Origin of the sequence: Micromonospora phaseoli (genome assembly GCF_900109115.1) — a bacterium.
Classification (GTDB): Bacteria; Actinomycetota; Actinomycetes; order Mycobacteriales; family Micromonosporaceae; genus Micromonospora; species Micromonospora phaseoli.
On the sequence record NZ_FNYV01000003.1, the window covers coordinates 380,919 to 399,414 of the forward strand.

Genomic DNA, 18,496 nt, shown 5'->3' on the forward strand with positions numbered 1-18,496 from the left:
GTTGCCGTCCCGGCGCGAACACCGGGACGGCCCCTCAGATCTTCTCGATCGGAGCGTGCCGCAGGACCAGCCACAGCGTCTGGTCGCCGAAGTCGATCTGAGCCCGGGCGCCCGCGCCGTGCCCCTCCACCGCCACCACCCGGCCCAGCCCGTACCGCTGGTGGTTGATCCGGTCCCCGGCGGTGACCTTCGGCCCCTGCGGCAGCTCGCTCGCGGTGGCCAGCCGGCTGCCGTCCACGCCGAGCTTCCGCGCCAGCTGCACGGCCCTGGGGGTGCCACCGGCAAAGGAGCCACGGCCGTCGGAGACCCGCTCCGCGCGGCCACCGACACCGCCGCCCCCGCCGCCCCACGAGGTGTACGACCCTTCGGTCCGCTCCCAGCGGACCAGCTCGGGCGGCAACTCCTCGACGAACCGCGACGGCGGGTTGTAGGACGGTTGTCCCCAGGCCGAGCGGGTCACCGCCCGGGAGAGGTAGAGCCGCTGACGGGCACGGGTGATGCCGACGTACGCCAGCCGGCGCTCCTCCTCCAGCTCCCGGGTGTCGCCCAGGGAGCGCAGGTGCGGGAAGACGCCGTCCTCCAGACCGGTCAGGAACACCACCGGGAACTCCAGGCCCTTGGCGGTGTGCAGGGTCATCAGGGTGACCACGCCCTGATGCTCGGGATCATCGGTGGGCACCTGGTCGGCGTCGGCGACGAGCGCGACCTGCTCCAGGAAGCCGGCCAGGGTGGCCCGTTCCCCCTCCGCGCCGGTCGCCTCGATCCGCTCGGTGTACTCGCGGGCGACGCTGACCAACTCCTGAAGGTTGTCGACCCGACCGGCGTCCTGCGGGTCGAGGCTCTCCTCCAGCTCGGTCAGGTAGCCCGAGCGGGTCAACACCGCCTCCAGGACGTCCTCCGGGGTGCCGCCGTCGGCCAGCTCACGGGCGGCGTCGAGCAACGCGACGAAGTCGCCGATGCCGTTGGCCGCGCGGGTCGAGATGCCCGGCGCGTCCTTGGCCCGGCGCAGCGCGGCGCCGAAGGAGATGCGGTCCCGGCCGGCCAGCGCCTCCACACACGCCTCGGCGCGTTCGCCGATGCCCCGCCGTGGTGTGTTGAGGATCCGGCGGAGGCTCACCGTGTCGTCGTCGTTGACCACCGCCCGCAGGTAGGCCAACGCGTCCCGGACCTCCTTGCGCTCGTAGAAGCGCACCCCGCCGACGACCTTGTACGGCAGGCCGACCCGGATGAACACCTCCTCGAAGACGCGGGACTGGGCGTTGGTGCGGTAGAAGACCGCCACATCGCCCGGCCGGGTCTCTCCGGCGTCGACCAACCGGTCGATCTCCCGGGCCACCCAGTCCGCCTCGGCGTGCTCGGTGTCGGCGACGTACGCGACGATCGGCTCACCCGTGCCGGCGTCGCTCCACAACCGCTTCGGTTTGCGGGACGTGTTGCGGTCGATCACCGCGTTCGCGGCGTTCAGAATGGTCTGGGTGGAGCGGTAGTTCTGCTCCAGCAGGATGGTGCGGGCGTCGGCGAAGTCGCGCTCGAACTCCAGGATGTTGCGGATCGTCGCGCCACGGAAGGCGTAGATCGACTGGTCCGCGTCGCCGACCACGCACAGCTCCGCCGGATCGAGACCCTCGGTGCCGGAGACCAACTCCTTGATCAGGACGTACTGGGCGTGGTTCGTGTCCTGGTACTCGTCGACCAGAACGTGCCGGAACCGACGGCGGTAGGTCTCCGCGACGTGCGGATGTGACTGGAACAGGTGCACCGTCGTCATGATGAGATCGTCGAAGTCGAGCGCGTGCGCCTCGCGCAACCGCCGCTGGTAGAGCGTGTACGCCTCGGACAGGGCGCGTTCGTTGGGCCCGCTGGCGCGGCCGGCGAAGGTCTCCGGGTCGACCAGCTCGTTCTTCAGATTGGAGACCTGAGCGGCCAGGCCACGCGCCGGGTAGCGCTTCGGATCCAGATCGAGCTCCCGGGTGACCAGCTGCATCAGCCGGCGCGAGTCGTCCGCGTCGTAGATCGAGAACGTGGACTTCAAACCGGCGTGCTCATGCTCGGCGCGCAGGATCCGCACACAGGCGGAGTGGAACGTGGAGACCCACATCAGCCGGGCGCGCGCGCCGACCAGGGCGGTCACCCGCTCCTTCATCTCGCCGGCGGCCTTGTTGGTGAAGGTGATCGCGATGATCTCACCGGGGTGCACGTCCCGCGCGGCGAGCAGGTACGCGATCCGGTGGGTCAGCACCCGGGTCTTCCCGGACCCGGCACCGGCCACGATCAGCAACGGCGAGCCGGCGTGGGTGACCGCGTCCCGTTGCGGGCCGTTGAGTCCCTCCACCAGTTGCGCCGGGTCGAGGCGGCCGGGCACGGGCCGATGCGGCGGCCGCGCCTGGGCGGGCTCGGGCGCGGGCGGGGACGCGGGGATGTCGAAGAGAGGATGCATCGCACGGCGAGTCTATGCCGCCGCCCCGACATCACCCGCCTCGGCTGCGGTGCAAGGAAGGGCCCCTTATTAACGCCTGGAGTAGAGCAGGGGCCCCTTCTTAACGGCTTTGACGGCTTTCCTTGCGCACCCCCCACAGCGGGCGGCATACTCGACGGCGTGTTCGATCAGCGCTTCTACTTTTACTACGGCACCGGGAGTCCGGCAGCCGTAGGTCGCGCCTGATCGACTAGACCTGCGAAAAGCCCCGGGCTCCGAGGAGCCCGGGGCTTTCGTCGTCCCGGGATCCGGGCACTGGGCACCAGACCGTGAGAGGTACCCGAAGATGACAGACGTGATGGAACAGAGCGGAGCCCCGGCTGGTTCCGGCGCGACCCCGAACGGCGCGGGCCGCGACGGCACGATCGCGGCCGGTCGTCCCGACGGCGACCCGGGCAGCCCTGTCACCGGCACCCAGCAGCCCGACGCCGCCGCCCGGATCGCCGAGATCCGGGTACGGATCGACGAGATCGACCGGACGCTCATCGAGCTGTGGCAGGAGCGGGCCGCGCTGTCCCAGGAGGTCGGCACGGTCCGGATGGCCTCCGGCGGGACGCGGCTCGTGCTCTCCCGCGAGCAGGCGATCCTGGAGCGGTTCCGATCGGCCCTCGGCGCCGACGGCACGCAACTCGCGCTATTGCTGCTGCGGGCCGGCCGCGGCCCGCTCTGAGCGGTGACGGGTGACGACCTGCCGGTCCTCGTCCACCCGTCAGCCGAACGAGGACCGGGGCGCCGGCCGCTGTAACAGCCGACGCCCCGGTCACTGAGGAGGCACTACCTTCACCGTCGCTCCCGGTACGGATGGTCGGGCACGGACGGCGTCTGTGTGGCTACTCCGCCGCGTGCACCACGTCGCGTACCTCGGCGAAGTGGCAGGCGCTCGGGTGGCCGGACTTGTCGCGGATCTGCAGGAGCGGCTCCTGCTCGGCGCAGATGTCCTGTGCCTTCCAGCAGCGGGTACGGAACCGGCAGCCCGACGGCGGGTTGGCCGGCGACGGGACGTCACCGGTCAGCACGATCTGGTCCCGGAGTCCCCGCAGCTTCGGGTCCGGCACCGGCACCGCGGACAGCAGCGCCTGGGTGTACGGGTGGGTCGGCTTGTCGTAGATGTCGTCCTCGGTGCCGATCTCGATGATCTTGCCGAGATACATGACCGCGACGCGGTCGGCGATGTGCCGCACCACCGACAGGTCGTGGGCGATGAAGACGTACGACAGGCCCAGCTCCTTCTGGAGCTTCTCGAGCAGGTTGATCACCTGTGCCTGGATGGAGACGTCCAGCGCCGAGACCGGCTCGTCACACAGGATGATCTCCGGGTTGAGCGCCAGCGCCCGGGCGATGCCGATCCGCTGCCGCTGCCCGCCGGAGAACTGGTGCGGGTACCGGTTGATGTGCTCCGGGTTGAGGCCGACCAGCTCCAGCAGCTCCTGCACCTTGCCCCGCCGGCCGCTCTTCGGCACCACGTCCGGGTGCACCTCGAACGGCTCGCCGATGATGTCACCGACGGTCATCCGCGGGTTGAGCGAGGTGTAGGGATCCTGCATCACCAGCTGGATGTTGCGCCGGCCCCGCCGCCGCTCCTCCGCGCTGACCTTGGACATGTTCTTGCCCTGCACGAACAGGTCACCGGAGGTCGGCGTCTCCAGCCCGACCAACATCCGGGCCAGCGTGGACTTGCCGCAGCCGGACTCGCCCACGATGCCGAGCGTCTCGCCCCGGCGCAGCTGCAGGTTGACCCCGTCGACAGCCTGGACCGCACCGTACTGCTTCTTGAAGACGATGCCCTTGGTCAGCGGGAAGTGCTTGACCAGGTCTCGGGTCTCCAGCACCACGTCACTCATCGCCCTTGACCTCCTTCCAGAAGTGGCATGCGGCGGTACGGTTCGGCGACACCTGGTACAGCGGCGGCGCCGGGTCCTTCCGGCAGACGTCCTGCGCGTAGCGGCACCGAGGGTTGAAGGCGCAGCCCGGCGGGATGTTCGTCAACGCCGGCGGCAGGCCCTTGATGGCGCTGAGCTCGTGGCCCTTGAGGTCCAGGCGCGGGATCGACTCCAGCAGACCCTTGGTGTACGGGTGGGCCGGCGTGGCGTAGATGTCGTTCACGCCGGCTTCCTCGATGACCCGGCCGGCGTACATGACCGAGATCCGGTCCGCCACGTCGGCCACCACACCCATGTCGTGGGTGATCAGCACCAGGCCCATGTTCCGTTCCCGCTGCAGTTCGGCCAGCAGCGCCATGATCTGGGCCTGCACGGTCACGTCCAGCGCGGTGGTGGGCTCGTCCGCGATCAGCACCTCGGGGTCGAGCGCCAGCGCCATGGCGATCATGACGCGCTGCCGCATACCGCCCGAGAACTGGTGCGGGTAGTCGTTCACCCGCTGGCTCGCGGCCGGGATCTTGACCAGGTCGAGCAGCTCGACGGCGCGAACCTTGGCGTCCTTGCGGGACATCCCCCGATGCTTGCGGAAGAGCTCGGCGAGCTGGAACCCGACGGTGAAGACCGGGTTCAGCGCGGAGAGCGCGTCCTGGAAGATCATCGCGATCCGGTTCGCCCGCACCTTGCGACGCTCGGACTCCGGCAGCTTGAGCAGGTCGACGCCCCGGTAGAGGATCTCCCCACCGGTGATGAAGCCGGGTGGGGAATCCAGGATGCCCATGATCGCTTGAGCGGTCACGCTCTTGCCGCAGCCGGACTCACCGAGGATCGCCCGGGTCTCGCCGGCCCGCAGGTCGAAGCTCACCCCGTTGACGGCATGCGCGATGCCGTTGCGGGTGCGGAACTCCACATGCAGATCCTTGACCTGCAGCGGCAGCGCGTTCGGGTCGACACCCGCCAGCGCCTCCAGCTTGACGTTCACATCAGTGCTCATGCCGGCACTCCGCTTCGCTCCGTGCCTTCGTGAGGCACCGTCGCCGTGTGCTGATGATTCGCTCGCTGACACTCGCTCATGGGACTCACCGGAACTTCGGGTCGAGGGCGTCACGCAGGGCGTCACCCATGAGGATGAAGGACAGCACCGTGCCGACCAGCAGACCGCAGGGGAAGAGCAGCAGCCACGGGTCCTCCAGGAAGTAGACCTGGTGGGTGCTGATCATGATGCCCCAGGACTGCGCGGGCGGCTGGAGCCCGACGCCGAGGAAGGTCAGCGTGGCCTCCGCGGCGACGAACGACCCGAGCACGATGGTGGCGTAGACCAGCATCGGGGCGATCGCGTTCGGCAGGATGTGCCGGAACATCAACCGCGAGTTGCGGGCGCCGACCGCCTTGGCGGCCTGCACGTAGTCCAGGTCCTTCGACGAGATGACGCTGCCCCGGATGATCCGGGCGATGGTCGGCCAGGCCAGCAGGAACAGCACTCCGGTGATGGTCCAGATGTTCTGCCGCTTGATCACGGTGAGGAAGACGATCGCGCCGAGCAGGAACGGCAGCGAGAAGAAGATGTCCATCACCCGGGAGATGATCGTGTCGACCCAGCCGCCGTAGTAGCCGGCGAGCAGGCCGAGCGTCCCACCGAACAGCACGATGCCGCTGGTCGCCATCACCGCGATCACCATCGACGGACGCGCGCCGTAGATGGCGTGTGCGTAGTAGTCGCACCCCAGGATGTCGAACCCGAAGGGGTGCTCCCCGCTCGGGGAGATCCGGGACCGGTCGGTGTTGCAACTCCGCGGGTCCTGGCTGGTCCACAACTTCGGGAAGGCCGCCATGGAGCCGACCACGAGGACGTAGATGAACGCGATCACGAAGATCGGATCGCGCAGCAACTGCCGCCGGGCGTCCGCCCACAGGCTGGCGCTGCGCCCCTCGCCGCCGGTCGTCGCCTCGGTCGACGGACCGTCACCGCCCACCGGCGCACCGCCGACGGCGGTACCCGCGCTCGTCAGGTCGCTCATGTCCACACCTCGTTTCGCTCCACCCGGCCACCGGGGGCGGTCGGAAGACCCTGCGTCAGCCTCAACACGATCCGCTCACTCATAGCGGATCCTCGGGTCGAGCACGGCGTACAGGAGGTCGACCAGCAGGTTGGCGACCAGCACGACCAGCACCAGCATGGTCACCACGCCGACCACCACCGAGGACTCACCGGTCCGCGCGGACATCGTCACCAGCCGGCCGATGCCCGGCACGTTGAAGATGGTCTCGGTGACCACCGCGCCGGCCATCGCGGCGCCGATGTCGACGCCCAGGAAGGTGATCACGGGGATCAGCGAGTTGCGCAGCGTGTGCACGCCGATGACGCGCTTGTTGGTCAGGCCCTTGGCCCGGGCCGTCCGGACGTAGTCGGCCCGGATGTTCTCCATGATGCTGGTCCGGGTGAGCCGGGCGGTGACCGCCAGCGAGGTCGCGCCGAGCACCATGCCCGGGATGATCAGACTGGCCATGGGGTAGTCGGGCTTGAAGACGGGGCTGAACATGCCCGACGAGATCACGTCTGGAATCCAGTCCTGGCCACGCAGCACGTTGCCGAACTTGACCCCGACGAACTCCCGCACCACCACACCGAGCACGAAGATCGGCACCGAGATGACGAAGACCGTGCTGATCTTCACCAGGTAGTCGGCGAAGCTGCCGCCGCGCAGGCCGGCGAGCACGCCGGCGGCGATTCCCACGACAGCCTCGAAGAGAATCGCGATCACCAACAGCTTGAGGGTGAACGGAATGGCATCGGCCACCAGGTCGGTGACCTCCCGCTGGCGCAGGTTGATGCCGAAGTCGAAGTGGAAGAAGATGTTCTGCAGCCGGTCCGCGAAGAGCCCGAAGCAGGGATTGCCCCGCTGGTCCAGGCAGGGGTCGCCGTAGCCGAGCCGCTCGGTGATCGCCTGCAGCAGGGCGGGCGGCGGCGTCCGGTCTCCGAACAGCGCCCGGACCGGGTTCCCGCTGAACTGGATCGCCAGCGCGGTCATGTAGTGGAGCAGGAACATGGTGCCCAGCACGGTGGGAATGAACTGGAGCAACCGTCGAATGACGTAGCGCCCCATGTCGGGGTCTCCTCTCGGCGCTGACGTGGCGGCAACGATCACCCTGGTGGGGTGATCGTTGCCGCCACGTCGTGTTACGGCATGATCAGGAGGCGGAAGCTCAGTTCTGCTTCAGCGAGGTCGCACCGTAGTCGGCGTCCGAGACGGAGTTCCAGACGAACTGGTCCACGTTCTCACCGTAGACCGCCGCCACCTTGCTCCACCACATCGGGATGACCGGCAGGTCCTCGCCGAGGATGTCCTCCGCCTTCTGGTAGGACGGGATCGCGGCCTGGATCGAGTCGGCCGAGTCACCCTCCTTCATCAGCGCGTCGAACTCGGCGTTGGTGTAGCCCGAGTTGTTGCTGCCGGCACCGGTGCCGTACAGCGGGTAGAGGTAGGTCTCCATGAACGGGTAGTCCGGGCCCCAGCCGAGGCGGAAACCACCGGTGAACTTCTTCTGGTCCGCGGTCTCCAGGTACTCGGCGAACTGCAGGTTGACCTTCAGCTCGTAGTCGATGCCGAGGGCCTCCTTGATCTGGTCACCGACCGCCTGCAGCCACTGGTCGTGACCGGCACCGGCGTTGGCCCACAGGATCAGCTTCTCGCCGGCCGGCCAGCCGCCAGCCTCGGCGAGCAACTGCTTGGCCTTCTCGACATCCTTGGCGCAGTACTTGCAGACGCCCTCGCGGGCACCCTCGAAGGTCGGCGCGACGTAGCCGGTGGCCGGGGTGAACCGACCGTCGAAGACGGCGTCGATGATCGACTGGCGGTCGATCGACAGCGACAGCGCCTGGCGGATCCGCTTGTCCTCGAACGCCTTGTTGTAGATCGGCATGCCGACGTAGGTGAAGCTGTCACCCGGCTGCTCGTACATCCGGTCGCCGTAGGTGGCCTTGGCCTCCTTGTAGCGGGCCGGCGGCAGGGTGTACATCACGTCCAGCTCGCCCGCCTGGAAGGCGGCGTAGCCGGCGTCGACGTCGGCGAAGATGCGGTACTCGATGCGGTCCGGCTTGCCAGCCTCGCCCTTCCAGGTGTCGCTACGGACCACGTTGATCGCGACGTTGTGCTGCCAGCTGCCGTCGATCTTGTACGGGCCGTTGCCGATCGGCGTCTCGTTGCACTTGGCGATGTCGTCGACGCACGCCTGGGCCATCGGGAAGAAGCCCGGGTAGCCGATCGTGGTCGGGAAGCCGGAGAACGGGGCGTCCAGCTCGACGGTGAAGGTCAGGTCGTCGACCTTCTTCAGACCCGACAGCTCCTTGGTGGCCGGCTCCGGAGCCTTCTGCGGGCCCTCGCCGTCCGGGTCCGCCGGCGCCACGTCGTCCTTGCCGACGATCCGCTTCATGAAGTAGCCGTTGTTCTGGGCGTTCGGCCCGTAAGCGGCGAAGTTCCACGACCGGATGAACGCGTCGGCGTTGACCGCTTCACCGTTGTCGAAGGTGTAACCGCTCTTGAGCTTGATCGTCCAGAGCTTCTGGTCCTCGGACTCGACCGACTCGGCCAGGTCCATCTCGACCGCCGAGCTCTCCGCGTTGTACTTGACCAGACCACGGAAGAGCTGACGGATCACATACAGCGACGGCTCGTCGTCGCCACCGGACGGCGTCAGGAACGCCGGCTCCGAGGCATAGACGCGAAGCGTGCCGCCAGTCTGGCCGCTCGACTCGTTGTCGTCGCCACCGCCGCCGCAGGCGGTGGCCAACATGGCAGTGGCGGTCGCCGCGACCGCCACCTTCAGGAATTTCCCGCGCATGGGAGTGCCTCCTCAGGGCGCTCGGCTCACGAGGGGGTGTGAGGTGGTTGCCACTGTGACACCCGATGCGCCCAGGCGGGAAGGCGTGTTATCAACCCGATACGCGGCCGGGACGACGCCGACATCGACCCGAAGCCGCCCTCACGCCGCCTCAGCGGCATGGTATGACCTGCTCGTCAACGCAATTTTCGCGCTCAGCGGGTCGTCAGCGGCACCGGGCGGACGAATCCACGAAGTGACCGATACATCGACGTGAGTCCCGCCACTCTGGGCAGGATGCTACCCGAAAGGATGAGTCTGATTCCAGCCTCGCGGCCGATCCAGGTCAACGCGCCAAAGATCTTGAGGGGTGACCCGATACGGTCCCGGTCACACCAGACGGCGGTCCGCCGCCCATCGGGACAGCTCGTACCGGTTGGACATCTGGAGCTTGCGCAGCACGTTGGAGACGTGCGTCTCGACCGTCTTGATCGAGATGTAGAGCTCCCGCGCGATCTCCTTGTACGCGTAACCCCGGGCGAGCAGCCGCAGCACCTCGCGCTCCCGGTTGGTCAGCTGGTCCAGTTCGGGATCGGCGACCGGAGCGTCCGGGCGGGCCGCGAAGGCGTCCAGCACGAACCCGGCCAACCGCGGACTGAACACCGCGTCACCGTCGGCCACCCGCCGAATCGCCGCGGTCAACTCGTCCGGCGAGATGGTCTTGGTCACGTAGCCCCGGGCACCGGCTCGGATCAGCCCGATCACGTCCTCCGCGGCGTCGGAGACGCTGAGCGCCAGGAAACGCACCTGGGGATGGCTGCGGCGCATCGCCTCCAGCACCGCCCGCCCGCCGCCGTCGGGCATGTGCACGTCGAGCAGGACGACATCCGGTTCGGTCGCCGCGATCCGGCTGACCGCCTCCGCGACGGTGCTCGCCTCGCCCACCACCTCGACGTGCGCGCCGAGTTCGGCGCGTACGCCGGCACGGAACATGGCGTGGTCGTCGACCAGGAACACCCGCAGCCGCTCGGGCCCGGTGCCTGCCGGTTCGACCGGTGACATCGACTGCTCGGCCATCATCTGTCCCTCTCCGCCGTGGCCGATTCCCGGGAGATCGGCAGGATCAACCGGACCTCGGTCCCCTCTCCAGGCCGGGAGCGGATCTCCGCCCGGCCGCCGTGCCGCTTCATCCGCCCGACGATGGAGCCTCGGACACCGTGCCGATGGTCCTCCACCGTATCCGGGTCGAAGCCCGTGCCCCGGTCCCGTACGAAGACACTGACCTGCTCGGGCTCCACCTCGGCGTAGAGCGACACGGTCTGCACCCCGGCGTGCCGGGCGGCGTTCACCAACGCCTCACGGGCCGCCGCGACCAGCGCACCGACCCGCTCGTCGGTCTCCCGGTCGCCGACGACGACGGCCTCCACGGTGATCGCGAACGTGTCCTCCACCTCGGCCGCGGCCTGCTCCAGCGCGGCGGCGAAGCGTTCGGTCGGCGACGCGGTGGGCTTGTACAGCCAGTTGCGCAGCGACCGCTCCTGCCCACGGGCCAGCCGCTGCACGGTCTTGACGTCGCTGGCGTTGCGCTGGATCAGCGCGAGCGTGTGCAGCACCTGGTCGTGCACCATGGCCGCCAGCTCCGCCCGCTCCTGTTCCCGGATGCGGCCCTCGCGCTCCGAGCGGAGCTGGCTCCACGTGCGCCAGAGCACCGGCGCGGCCACCACCCCGACGCCCGCCAGCCCGACCAGCGCGAAGATCACACCGTTGATCACGGCGTCGAGGTTCTGCGCCGGGGAGTAGACCGCGGCGACGCCGATGATGCCGACCGCGACCAGCACCCCGCCACCGACGAAGCGGAGCACGAAGGCCCGCCGGTCGCTCTCCTCTATCACCGCGCCGAGCCAGGGCACTGGCATCGACTCGCCCCACTGCCGTCGCCGTTCCGGTGCCGACTGGTGCCAGATCACCCCGGCGCCGACCGCGATGATGGCGACCAGCCACCCCGCGGTGCCGGTCGCACCCACCGAGTCGAAGACCATCACCTGGATCAGCAGTACGCCGAGCCCGATCGCCACGAACGGCAGCAGCTGGGCAACATCCCGGCGGGGCGGTACCGCGGTGTCACCGGGGCGCAGCGGGACGACGGCCCAGAAGGCCGCGTAGAGCAGCAGACCGAGCCCGCTCAGTCCGAGCAGCACCATGAAGGCGATCCGGACCCGGACCACCGGGACGTCGAGGTGCTCAGCGATACCGGCTGCCACCCCGGCGGCCATCCGGTGCTCCGGGGCGCGGTAGAGGCGGGGTGGTTGACTGACGGTGCTGATCGCGGGCTCCCTGGTCAGGACGGTCGGGCCGGACAACGGGCGGGGTTCCGGCGTCGATTCGATCGTCACACGCGCCGTGGTGGTCCGACCACGGGGACGCCCCCGACATTCCGGCAGGCTGGATCTCAGGGTGGGGTCAGGGTCGCTTCCGGAGGTCGCTCGGGCCCGCGGCGCAGCAGGATCGAAGCATGACCGACGATGCTGCCCGACCGCAGCGGCCGGAGCCGACGGAAGCGGACCCGACGAGACCGCCGTCTGCCCCGCCGGCCGACACACCGCCGGCCGGGGGGACGGCATGGGACGCGTACGCCACACCACCGCCGCCCGGACCCGAGGGACCGGGTGGTACGCCCTTCGGTGGCACCGGTTTCACGTCACGCTACGGGCTGGTCCGGCCCCGCGAGGGCCGCTACCTGGCGGGCGTCTGTGCTGCGGTCGGCCGGGCGACCAACACCGATCCGGTGCTCTGGCGGGTGCTGCTCGCGGTGCTCGGTTTCTTCGGCGGCGTCGGCATCCTGGTCTACGTCGCCGCCTGGCTGATCATTCCCGGCGAGGGCGACAGTGCCTCCCCGGTCGAATCGATGCTGGGGCGAGGCCGTTCCAGCATGTCCCCGGTCACCGTGATCGTGCTCAGCGTCCTGGTCGCGGTGGGCTTCGGCTTCATCGTCACCGACCCGTTCCGCGCGGTGCTGCTCGGCGCGGCCATCCTGGTCGGCGGCGCGCTGCTGCTCAACCGTCAGCAGCGCGAGCAACGACCCGGCGCGGCACCGCCCTCGCCGGCGATGCCGGGCGTGCCCCGCACCGACGCGCCGGCCCCACCGCCAGGTCCGGTGCCACCGGTCGGCTACCTCGGCGCGCCTGCCTACCCACCGCCGTACCCCGGCTTCGGCCGGACCGCGACCGCTGTGCCGGCCGCCTTCCACACCCCCGGCCCCGCCTCCGGCGTCCCGCCGGCACCGCCGGTGTCCCCGGGGCCCGGCGAGACCACCCTCAATCTGGCAGCGGCACCGGCACCAGCGTGGCCTCCAGCCGCCCCGCCGGGCCTCCCGGCCACCGCACCGACCTACCGCCCGCCGTTCGCCCCGCACGGCCCGTACGCCGGGCAGGGCACGGTCGCTCCGCCTCCGCCGACGAAGGTCAAGCGACCCAAGAAGCCCCGCGAACGATCCGCCCTCGGCGCGGTGACCTTCTCGCTGATCTTCGTCGCGCTGGGTGTGGTCGGTGTGCTCGACCTCCTGGACGTGTTTTGGATCGGTGCCTCGGCCTACTTCGCCGCGGCGCTCGCCGTGATCGCTCTCGGCCTGCTGGTGGGCACCTGGTTCGGCCGGGCCCGCTGGCTGATCGCACTCGGTCTGGTGACCGCCGCCGCGTTGGCCGTGGCCACGGTCGCCGAGAGCTACGACCGGGTCCGCGGCGTGGACGGCGCGGTCACCTGGGCACCGACCGACCACGGCAGCCTCGCCGTGCGGTACGAGCAGAGCTTCGCCGACGCGGTGCTCGACCTGCGCGCGATCGATTTCAACGAGCGGGACACGGAGATCACCGTGGTCATCAACTTCGGCGAGGCCACCGTCGTGCTGCCGCCCAACGTGGACGTAACCGCCGTGGCCCAGGTGACCGCCGGTGACGCGAACATCTTCGGCCAGCGGGCGCGTGGACTGGAGAACCGGCTCGCGGAAACCGTCGATCTCGGCGCGGACGGCTCCGGCGGCGGCAAACTGCGCCTGAACCTGCACGTCAACGCCGGACACATGGAGGTGACCCGGTGAGGGCACACCGCACCGATCTGGTGTCATTCGCCTTCGGGCTGCTCTTCCTCGCCCTCGCCGCCTGGTGGCTGCTCGCCCAGGTGCTCGGCCTCGTCCTGCCGCCGGTCGGCTGGTTCCTGGCCGGCGGGCTGATCCTGGTCGGCGGGCTCGGTCTGATCGGCGCCCTGCGCTCCAGCCGGCACGGCGGCAGGCCGGCGACGGCCGATTCGCCTGGCGAGGCCAGCCAGGAACCGCCGGAACCGGCCGACACGCAGGAGCCGGCCAACACGCAGGAGCCGACCGACACGCAGGAACCAGCCAGCCCGCAGGAGCCGGCCGACTCGCAGGAGCCGGCCGCCACGCGGGACCGGGTTGACACCCAGGAACTAGCCGACACGCAGGAACGGGCCGGCACGCAGACCGACGACGACCGTACGCTCAATCTGCTCGCCGACGAGGAGGCGCCACCGACTGGCCGGCCGGGGCCCGCCTGACCATGCGGCGCCGGCCGTCCGCCGCCTATGCTGGCCGGTGTGCCCCGCCGGTGCCGGCCGGCCACGTCGCAGGGCAGCGTTCGCGGGTCACCGGCTCGCGGGTCGTCCGTGGCCGGGCCGACCTCGCCGCTGGCGGTGATCTCGCGTCAGTCGCCACTACCCCGTCAGGAGCCCGTTCGAGATGACCCAGTCCCCCGCCGTGCGTACCCCCGGCCGATCCGGCCCGGTCCGCCTCGGCGAGCGCGCCGCCCGTACCCTCGTCTCCGAGCTTGCCCGGATCAACGATCCCAAGGTCGCCCTGCTGGTCGGCGCGGCCCCGGAGTCCGCGGTGCTGGCCGCGGCCATCGAAGCGATGCTGCCCGGCGACACCCTCACCGTGGTGCCCGCCGAGCGGGTCAGCGTCACGGCGCTACGGGAGCACGTCAGCGCCCAGGGCCGCTGGGTCGCCGACCGGGTCCGCGTCGTGGACAGCCTGGCCGAGGCCGAGCCCGCCGCGGTGGTCGTCGCCGGCGAGGCGCTCACCGGCACCGCGGACGAGGCCCGCCTCGCCATCGAGGCACTCACCAAGTACCTGGCCGACGGCGCGGTACTCAGCGTCGCGACCGCCGTCGCCCGGACCGCCGGCGCCGCCGCGGAGTTGGACCGGCAGGGCGCGCTGCACGGCATCGGCGAGGACCTGGTGCTGCGCAACTCCCCGCCGGTACGCGTGTACCGGCTCCGCTTCACCCCGGCGGACGCGGCTTCCGCCGAGCGGCTCGCCCCGGCGTACCGGCCGTCGAGCGTGCCGCTGACCCGCGACATGCACATCGACAGCAACGGTGTGGCCGCGGCCGGCATCGCCCTCGGGCTGGCCGCGTTGACCCGGCTGTCCCGGCCCAAGTCGAAGCTCTGGCTGCTGCCGGCGCTGGCCGCCGCACCGATCGCCGCCTTCTTCCGGGACCCGGAGCGGGACGTGCCGGAGGATCCGTCGGCCGTGGTGGCCGCCGCCGACGGTCAGGTGCTGTCGGTGCAGCGCCTGCATGACGAGCGCTTCGGCGACGGCGAGTTCCTGCGGATCGCCGTGTTCCTCTCGGTACTGGACGTGCACGTCAACCGTTCCCCGGTGGCCGGCAAGGTGGTCGACTACTTCGTCGCCGACGGCGGGTTCGTCAACGCGATGAAGCCGGACGCGGAGCACAACGTGGCCGCCTACACGGTGCTGGACACCACGCACGGCACCGTGGTGGTGGCCCAGCGGACCGGCCTGATCGCCCGGCGGATCGTCCAGCGTGCGCCGATCGGCGCGTTGCTGGCTCGGGGCGAACGGTTCGGACTGATCCGCTTCGGCTCGCGTACCGACGTCTACCTGCCGGCGGACGCCGCGGAGCCGTTGGTCGGGCCGGGTGACAAGGTGGTCGGCGGAGCGAGCGTCGTCGCCCGCTGGCGCTGACCGCAGATACGTGAAAGGGGCACCGCGTCCGCGGTGCCCCTTTTCGCTGTGCGGGGTCAGGCGATGGTGCGCCGCTGACGCAGCCAGAGCACCGGGCCACTGATCAGGTACCCGACCACGATCAGACCGAAGGTGAGCCGCACGTCGATCAACGCGCCGATCACCGGAGCGAACCACACCCACGGCGGCAGCTTGACCAGCCGGGCGAGCTTGGCGTACGGGAAGCTGCTGACCATGGTGAAGGCGAGCAGCGCCACCCCGGCGACCTGCACCGCCCCGGGCACCGGCATGCCGATCACCACCATCAGGGCGAGCACGGCCGCGGCCATGGTGGTGGGCACTCCGCAGAAGAACCGACCGTCCTGGGGCGAGACGTTGAACCGCGCCAGGCGAATCGCGGCACAGGCCGCGACGAGCGCGGCGGCCACCGCGGCGGCAGCCGTCGGCACGGAGCCGACGAGCGAGGCGTAGACCACCACGGGCGCGGCGAGGCCGAAGGAGCACATGTCGGCCAGCGAGTCCATCTGGGCGCCGAACGGGCTGGCCACCCCGAGCTTGCGGGCCAGTGCGCCGTCCAGGCCGTCGAAGGCGACGCAGGCGATGAGGAGCAGGGCGGCGAGCCGCACGTCGCCCTGCATGGCGACGAAGATCGCGTTGATGCCGAGCACGAGGCTTGCCAGCGTGCAGGCGTTGACCAGTGCGAACTTCATCCGCCGAGCCGTTGTCCGCTCGCCGGGGAGCAGTGGGGCGGGTGTCGCCGCCGACTCGTCGGGCACCGGGGTCGGCACGACGGCCGGGCTGACCGGCGTGATCGGCTCCAGCCGAACGCGGTGGAACCGCTGCAGGCCGTATCGACGGCGCGGGCGGTCCTGGTACCGGGGCTCGGGCAACACGTCGGCCGCGCCGTGCAGTTGCGTACCTCGGCGGCCGACGCGAACCAGCAGGACCTGGCGGGCGAGGGTGCCGCTGCGGCGCAGCGGGCCCGTCCAGCTTCGCCCTGCGGGGCGCGGGCTGTCAGTCGTACGACGCCGGCGCCATGGGGCTCTCGGCACGTTTCCTCCATCACCGGATCAACTGGCCGCCACGGGGGCGGGTGTCCGGCTGTCTCGTGCCGGACCTTCCTGGTCCGGCAGCCGTTTTGCGGAGTACACCATCGCACAGGGGGGTGGAGATTGGCGATAGCTGCCGGCGGTACTTAATACATCCCTTAACCGCGCGAACCGCCGTGTTGTTCCCATCCCGGACTTCAGGGCCCGTTTCCTCCGCTTCCCCTGCCCTCGACTGTACCGGAGGCTGTCTGCGCGGGCTCGACGAGCGGACCCGGGCCGAGCCAGACCTCTGAGTTACGCCGGCCAATCGAAGGCCGCGGCGGCGATCTCCGTCAACGGAAGTTTTCGCAGCTCAGATGGGGTGAACCAGCCGGCGCGGGCGGTGGAGCCGCCGGCCAGTTCGGTCACCGCCGGTTCGGTCGGAAAATCGACCAGCACGCGGTAGACGACGCGGATGCCGTGCCAGTCGAGTGGGTACCCCTCCGGGCCGAGGGCGGCCGGATTGTGCAGATTGTCCATGCCGATCAGCTCGGTCACCCGGCCCAGCTGCCCCGACTCCTCTACCAGTTCACGTAGCAACGCGGTGACGGGTTGTTCGCCATGGTCCGTTCCGCCGCCCGGCAGGTGCCACCGCCCAGCACCCGGATAGCCGTCGGCGATCAACGACAGCAGCACCCGCCCGGCGGGATCGGTGACCACCCCGTACGCCCCAAAGCGCTGCCGTCGATCGCCGTCAGGTGCGGCGAACGGCAACCGACGGCGCAGCGCACCGGGCGGCAGCGGGACGACCGGCAGCCCGAGCGCCTCGGCGCTGAACGCCAGCAGCGGCAGCTCGGCCGCCTCGTCCAGGGTCAGCCAGCGCGCCAGGTCGGTGGTGCCGTCACGCTCGGCAGACAACTGCCCGCCCGTCGGCACCACGTCGAAGAGCATCCGGTCGGTGTGCAGGGCCACCCCCAGATCGGGGTACGGCAGCACATCGGCGACCACCGCCCGCAGCCCAGCCACCGCGACGGTCAGCCCGGTCTCCTCGGCGACCTCACGGACCACCGCGTGCGCGGGATGCTCGGCGTGCTCCAGCCCGCCGCCCGGCAGCGACCACACCCCCGGAAAGTCCGCCAGCGCGGATCCCCGCACCAGCAGCACCCGTCGATCGGCGTCCCGCAGCACCCCGTACGCGCCGACCCGCCGTACCTGCTCCACGACGCCCCCGTCCCGCCGCCAACCGCCGCACTCCGGGCCGGAGCCGCGCCGATCATCAGGTTATCGCCGTACGACGATAACCTCATGATCAACCCGCGGGCCGAAGTGGGGTCAGGTGAGCTGGGCGGCCTGGACCGCTTCGGCGGTGACCTCGGTCAGCCGGTCGGTGGGCAGGGCACCGAGCTCGTCGCGGCCGAACCAGCGGGCTTCGCAGGTGGAGCCGCCGATGTCGCCGACGGTGGGCGGGGCGGGCTGGTCCACCACCACCCGGTAGAAGGCGCGCACGCCGTGCCAGTCGATCGGATAGCCCTCCGGGCCGAGCGAGGCGGCATCCCGGTGGCTGGCCACCCCGAGCAGCCCGACGAGTCGCCCGGTCTGCCCGGTCTCCTCGACCAACTCCCGGATCAGCGCCGCGCCGGGCTGCTCGCCGTAGTCGGTGCCGCCGCCGGGCAGGTGCCAGCAGCCCGCACCCGGGTAGCCGTCGGAGACCCGGGTCAGCAGCACCCGCCCGTCCGGGTCGGTGACCACGGCGTACGCGGCGAAGCGCTGCGCTCGGTGCAGCCCGTCCGGGCCGGGCACCGCATAGAAGGAGGGGAACTCCGGCGCCTCGTCCGGCACGATGTCCGCCGAGGAGGCGGGCAGCGCCAGCGCACGCGCGGTGAACGACCGCAGCGGCAACCGCCGCGCCTCGTCCAGGGTGAACCAGCGGGCCAGGTCGGTCGGGCGGTCGACGCGGTCGGTCAGCGAGCCGCCCCGGACCGAGACCCGGTAGACCAGCCGGTCGGTGTGGATGGTGATGCCACGCTCGGGCAGTGCCCGCATGTCGGCCAGCACATCGTGCAGGCTGCCGACGGCCACCGACAGGCCGGTCTCGGCGGCGGTCTCGCGGACGACGGTGTGGTGCGGATCCTCGCCGTGGTCAACCGCGCCACCGGGCAGGGACCACGTACCAGGGGTGCCGGAGCGCTCCGATGCGCGGACCAGCAACACTCTGTCTACGGAATCAGTACAGACTGCGTATGCCGCGATTCTGCGGAGCGGCTCCAGCATGGTGGTCACGGAGCCAAATTCTCCCCGCGAC

Annotated in this window: 14 protein-coding genes and 1 pseudogene; 4 read left to right on the forward strand and 11 right to left on the reverse strand. The window is 70.5% G+C overall.

Annotation, left to right across the window (positions count from 1 at the left end; all coding sequences use genetic code 11):
• Positions 1 to 34 precede the first annotated feature (34 nt).
• Positions 35 to 2,437, reverse strand: coding sequence for a DNA helicase PcrA (gene pcrA, locus BMY89_RS10015; RefSeq protein WP_092378394.1), 2,403 nt, complete (start codon positions 2,435 to 2,437; stop codon positions 35 to 37).
• Between the two features lie 325 nt (positions 2,438 to 2,762).
• Between pcrA and BMY89_RS10020 the strand changes: the two genes are divergently transcribed.
• Positions 2,763 to 3,146 carry a chorismate mutase gene (locus tag BMY89_RS10020; protein WP_092378398.1) on the forward strand — a complete coding sequence of 128 codons (384 nt, stop codon included), beginning with the start codon at positions 2,763 to 2,765 and terminating at the stop codon, positions 3,144 to 3,146.
• Positions 3,147 to 3,306: 160 nt separating this feature from the next.
• Here the strand turns inward: BMY89_RS10020 and BMY89_RS10025 are convergent, their stop codons facing one another.
• The 7 genes from BMY89_RS10025 to BMY89_RS10055 all read right to left on the reverse strand — a co-directional run bounded on the left by BMY89_RS10025 (position 3,307) and on the right by BMY89_RS10055 (position 11,513).
• Complete coding sequence (locus BMY89_RS10025; RefSeq protein ID WP_092378401.1) at positions 3,307 to 4,317, reverse strand: ABC transporter ATP-binding protein; 1,011 nt, start codon at positions 4,315 to 4,317, stop codon at positions 3,307 to 3,309.
• Positions 4,310 to 5,347: an ABC transporter ATP-binding protein gene (locus BMY89_RS10030; RefSeq protein WP_092378404.1), complete on the reverse strand. Its 1,038-nt coding sequence runs from the start codon at positions 5,345 to 5,347 to the stop codon at positions 4,310 to 4,312. Before BMY89_RS10030 ends, BMY89_RS10025 begins: the two co-directional genes overlap by 8 nt.
• Positions 5,348 to 5,432: 85 nt before the next feature.
• A complete protein-coding gene (locus BMY89_RS10035; protein ID WP_092379240.1) occupies positions 5,433 to 6,371 on the reverse strand; it encodes an ABC transporter permease in 939 nt (312 codons plus the stop codon).
• A 75-nt stretch (positions 6,372 to 6,446) separates the two neighbouring features.
• Positions 6,447 to 7,457 (reverse strand): ABC transporter permease, encoded by a 1,011-nt coding sequence (locus BMY89_RS10040; RefSeq protein WP_092378406.1) that lies wholly within the window; start codon positions 7,455 to 7,457, stop codon positions 6,447 to 6,449.
• Between the two features lie 100 nt (positions 7,458 to 7,557).
• Positions 7,558 to 9,192, reverse strand: coding sequence for a peptide ABC transporter substrate-binding protein (locus tag BMY89_RS10045; RefSeq protein ID WP_092378409.1), 1,635 nt, complete (start codon positions 9,190 to 9,192; stop codon positions 7,558 to 7,560).
• 369 nt (positions 9,193 to 9,561) lie between these two features.
• Positions 9,562 to 10,233 (reverse strand): response regulator, encoded by a 672-nt coding sequence (locus BMY89_RS10050; protein WP_372433331.1) that lies wholly within the window; start codon positions 10,231 to 10,233, stop codon positions 9,562 to 9,564.
• Between the two features lie 14 nt (positions 10,234 to 10,247).
• The gene (locus BMY89_RS10055; RefSeq protein ID WP_092379243.1) at positions 10,248 to 11,513 is read right to left on the reverse strand and encodes an ATP-binding protein; all 1,266 of its coding nucleotides are present in this window, start codon (positions 11,511 to 11,513) and stop codon (positions 10,248 to 10,250) included.
• A 170-nt stretch (positions 11,514 to 11,683) separates the two neighbouring features.
• Between BMY89_RS10055 and BMY89_RS10060 the strand changes: the two genes are divergently transcribed.
• The 3 genes and pseudogenes from BMY89_RS10060 to BMY89_RS10070 all read left to right on the forward strand — a co-directional run bounded on the left by BMY89_RS10060 (position 11,684) and on the right by BMY89_RS10070 (position 15,166).
• Complete coding sequence (locus BMY89_RS10060) at positions 11,684 to 13,264, forward strand: PspC domain-containing protein (protein WP_092378415.1); 1,581 nt, start codon at positions 11,684 to 11,686, stop codon at positions 13,262 to 13,264.
• A pseudogene (locus BMY89_RS31455) lies at positions 13,261 to 13,512 on the forward strand (hypothetical protein); the annotation flags it as partial. The gene BMY89_RS10060 and the pseudogene BMY89_RS31455, both read left to right, overlap by 4 nt.
• A gap of 406 nt (positions 13,513 to 13,918) precedes the next feature.
• Positions 13,919 to 15,166 (forward strand): phosphatidylserine decarboxylase, encoded by a 1,248-nt coding sequence (locus BMY89_RS10070; protein WP_092378422.1) that lies wholly within the window; start codon positions 13,919 to 13,921, stop codon positions 15,164 to 15,166.
• A gap of 56 nt (positions 15,167 to 15,222) precedes the next feature.
• Here BMY89_RS10070 and BMY89_RS10075 read toward each other — a convergent pair whose 3' ends face one another.
• The 3 genes from BMY89_RS10075 to BMY89_RS10085 all read right to left on the reverse strand — a co-directional run bounded on the left by BMY89_RS10075 (position 15,223) and on the right by BMY89_RS10085 (position 18,474).
• On the reverse strand, positions 15,223 to 16,143 hold the full coding sequence (locus tag BMY89_RS10075; RefSeq protein ID WP_092379246.1) for a CDP-alcohol phosphatidyltransferase family protein: 921 nt from the start codon (positions 16,141 to 16,143) through the stop codon (positions 15,223 to 15,225).
• A gap of 366 nt (positions 16,144 to 16,509) precedes the next feature.
• On the reverse strand, positions 16,510 to 17,415 hold the full coding sequence (locus BMY89_RS10080; RefSeq protein ID WP_092378425.1) for an NUDIX hydrolase: 906 nt from the start codon (positions 17,413 to 17,415) through the stop codon (positions 16,510 to 16,512).
• 111 nt (positions 17,416 to 17,526) lie between these two features.
• Positions 17,527 to 18,474 carry an NUDIX hydrolase gene (locus BMY89_RS10085; RefSeq protein WP_092378428.1) on the reverse strand — a complete coding sequence of 316 codons (948 nt, stop codon included), beginning with the start codon at positions 18,472 to 18,474 and terminating at the stop codon, positions 17,527 to 17,529.
• Positions 18,475 to 18,496: the final 22 nt, after the last annotated feature.

What these genes read in the sequence shown, in the direction of transcription:
- BMY89_RS10035 (WP_092379240.1), bottom strand. Translation starts at nt 6,371, where the DNA reads ATGAGCGACCTGACGAGCGCGGGTACCGCCGTCGGCGGTGCGCCGGTG.
- BMY89_RS10020 (WP_092378398.1), top strand. Translation starts at nt 2,763, where the DNA reads ATGACAGACGTGATGGAACAGAGCGGAGCCCCGGCTGGTTCCGGCGCG.
- BMY89_RS10050 (WP_372433331.1), bottom strand. Translation starts at nt 10,233, where the DNA reads ATGTCACCGGTCGAACCGGCAGGCACCGGGCCCGAGCGGCTGCGGGTG.
- BMY89_RS10025 (WP_092378401.1), bottom strand. Translation starts at nt 4,317, where the DNA reads ATGAGTGACGTGGTGCTGGAGACCCGAGACCTGGTCAAGCACTTCCCG.
- BMY89_RS10070 (WP_092378422.1), top strand. Translation starts at nt 13,919, where the DNA reads ATGACCCAGTCCCCCGCCGTGCGTACCCCCGGCCGATCCGGCCCGGTC.
- BMY89_RS10040 (WP_092378406.1), bottom strand. Translation starts at nt 7,457, where the DNA reads ATGGGGCGCTACGTCATTCGACGGTTGCTCCAGTTCATTCCCACCGTG.
- BMY89_RS10060 (WP_092378415.1), top strand. Translation starts at nt 11,684, where the DNA reads ATGACCGACGATGCTGCCCGACCGCAGCGGCCGGAGCCGACGGAAGCG.
- BMY89_RS10030 (WP_092378404.1), bottom strand. Translation starts at nt 5,347, where the DNA reads ATGAGCACTGATGTGAACGTCAAGCTGGAGGCGCTGGCGGGTGTCGAC.
- BMY89_RS10045 (WP_092378409.1), bottom strand. Translation starts at nt 9,192, where the DNA reads ATGCGCGGGAAATTCCTGAAGGTGGCGGTCGCGGCGACCGCCACTGCC.
- pcrA (WP_092378394.1), bottom strand. Translation starts at nt 2,437, where the DNA reads ATGCATCCTCTCTTCGACATCCCCGCGTCCCCGCCCGCGCCCGAGCCC.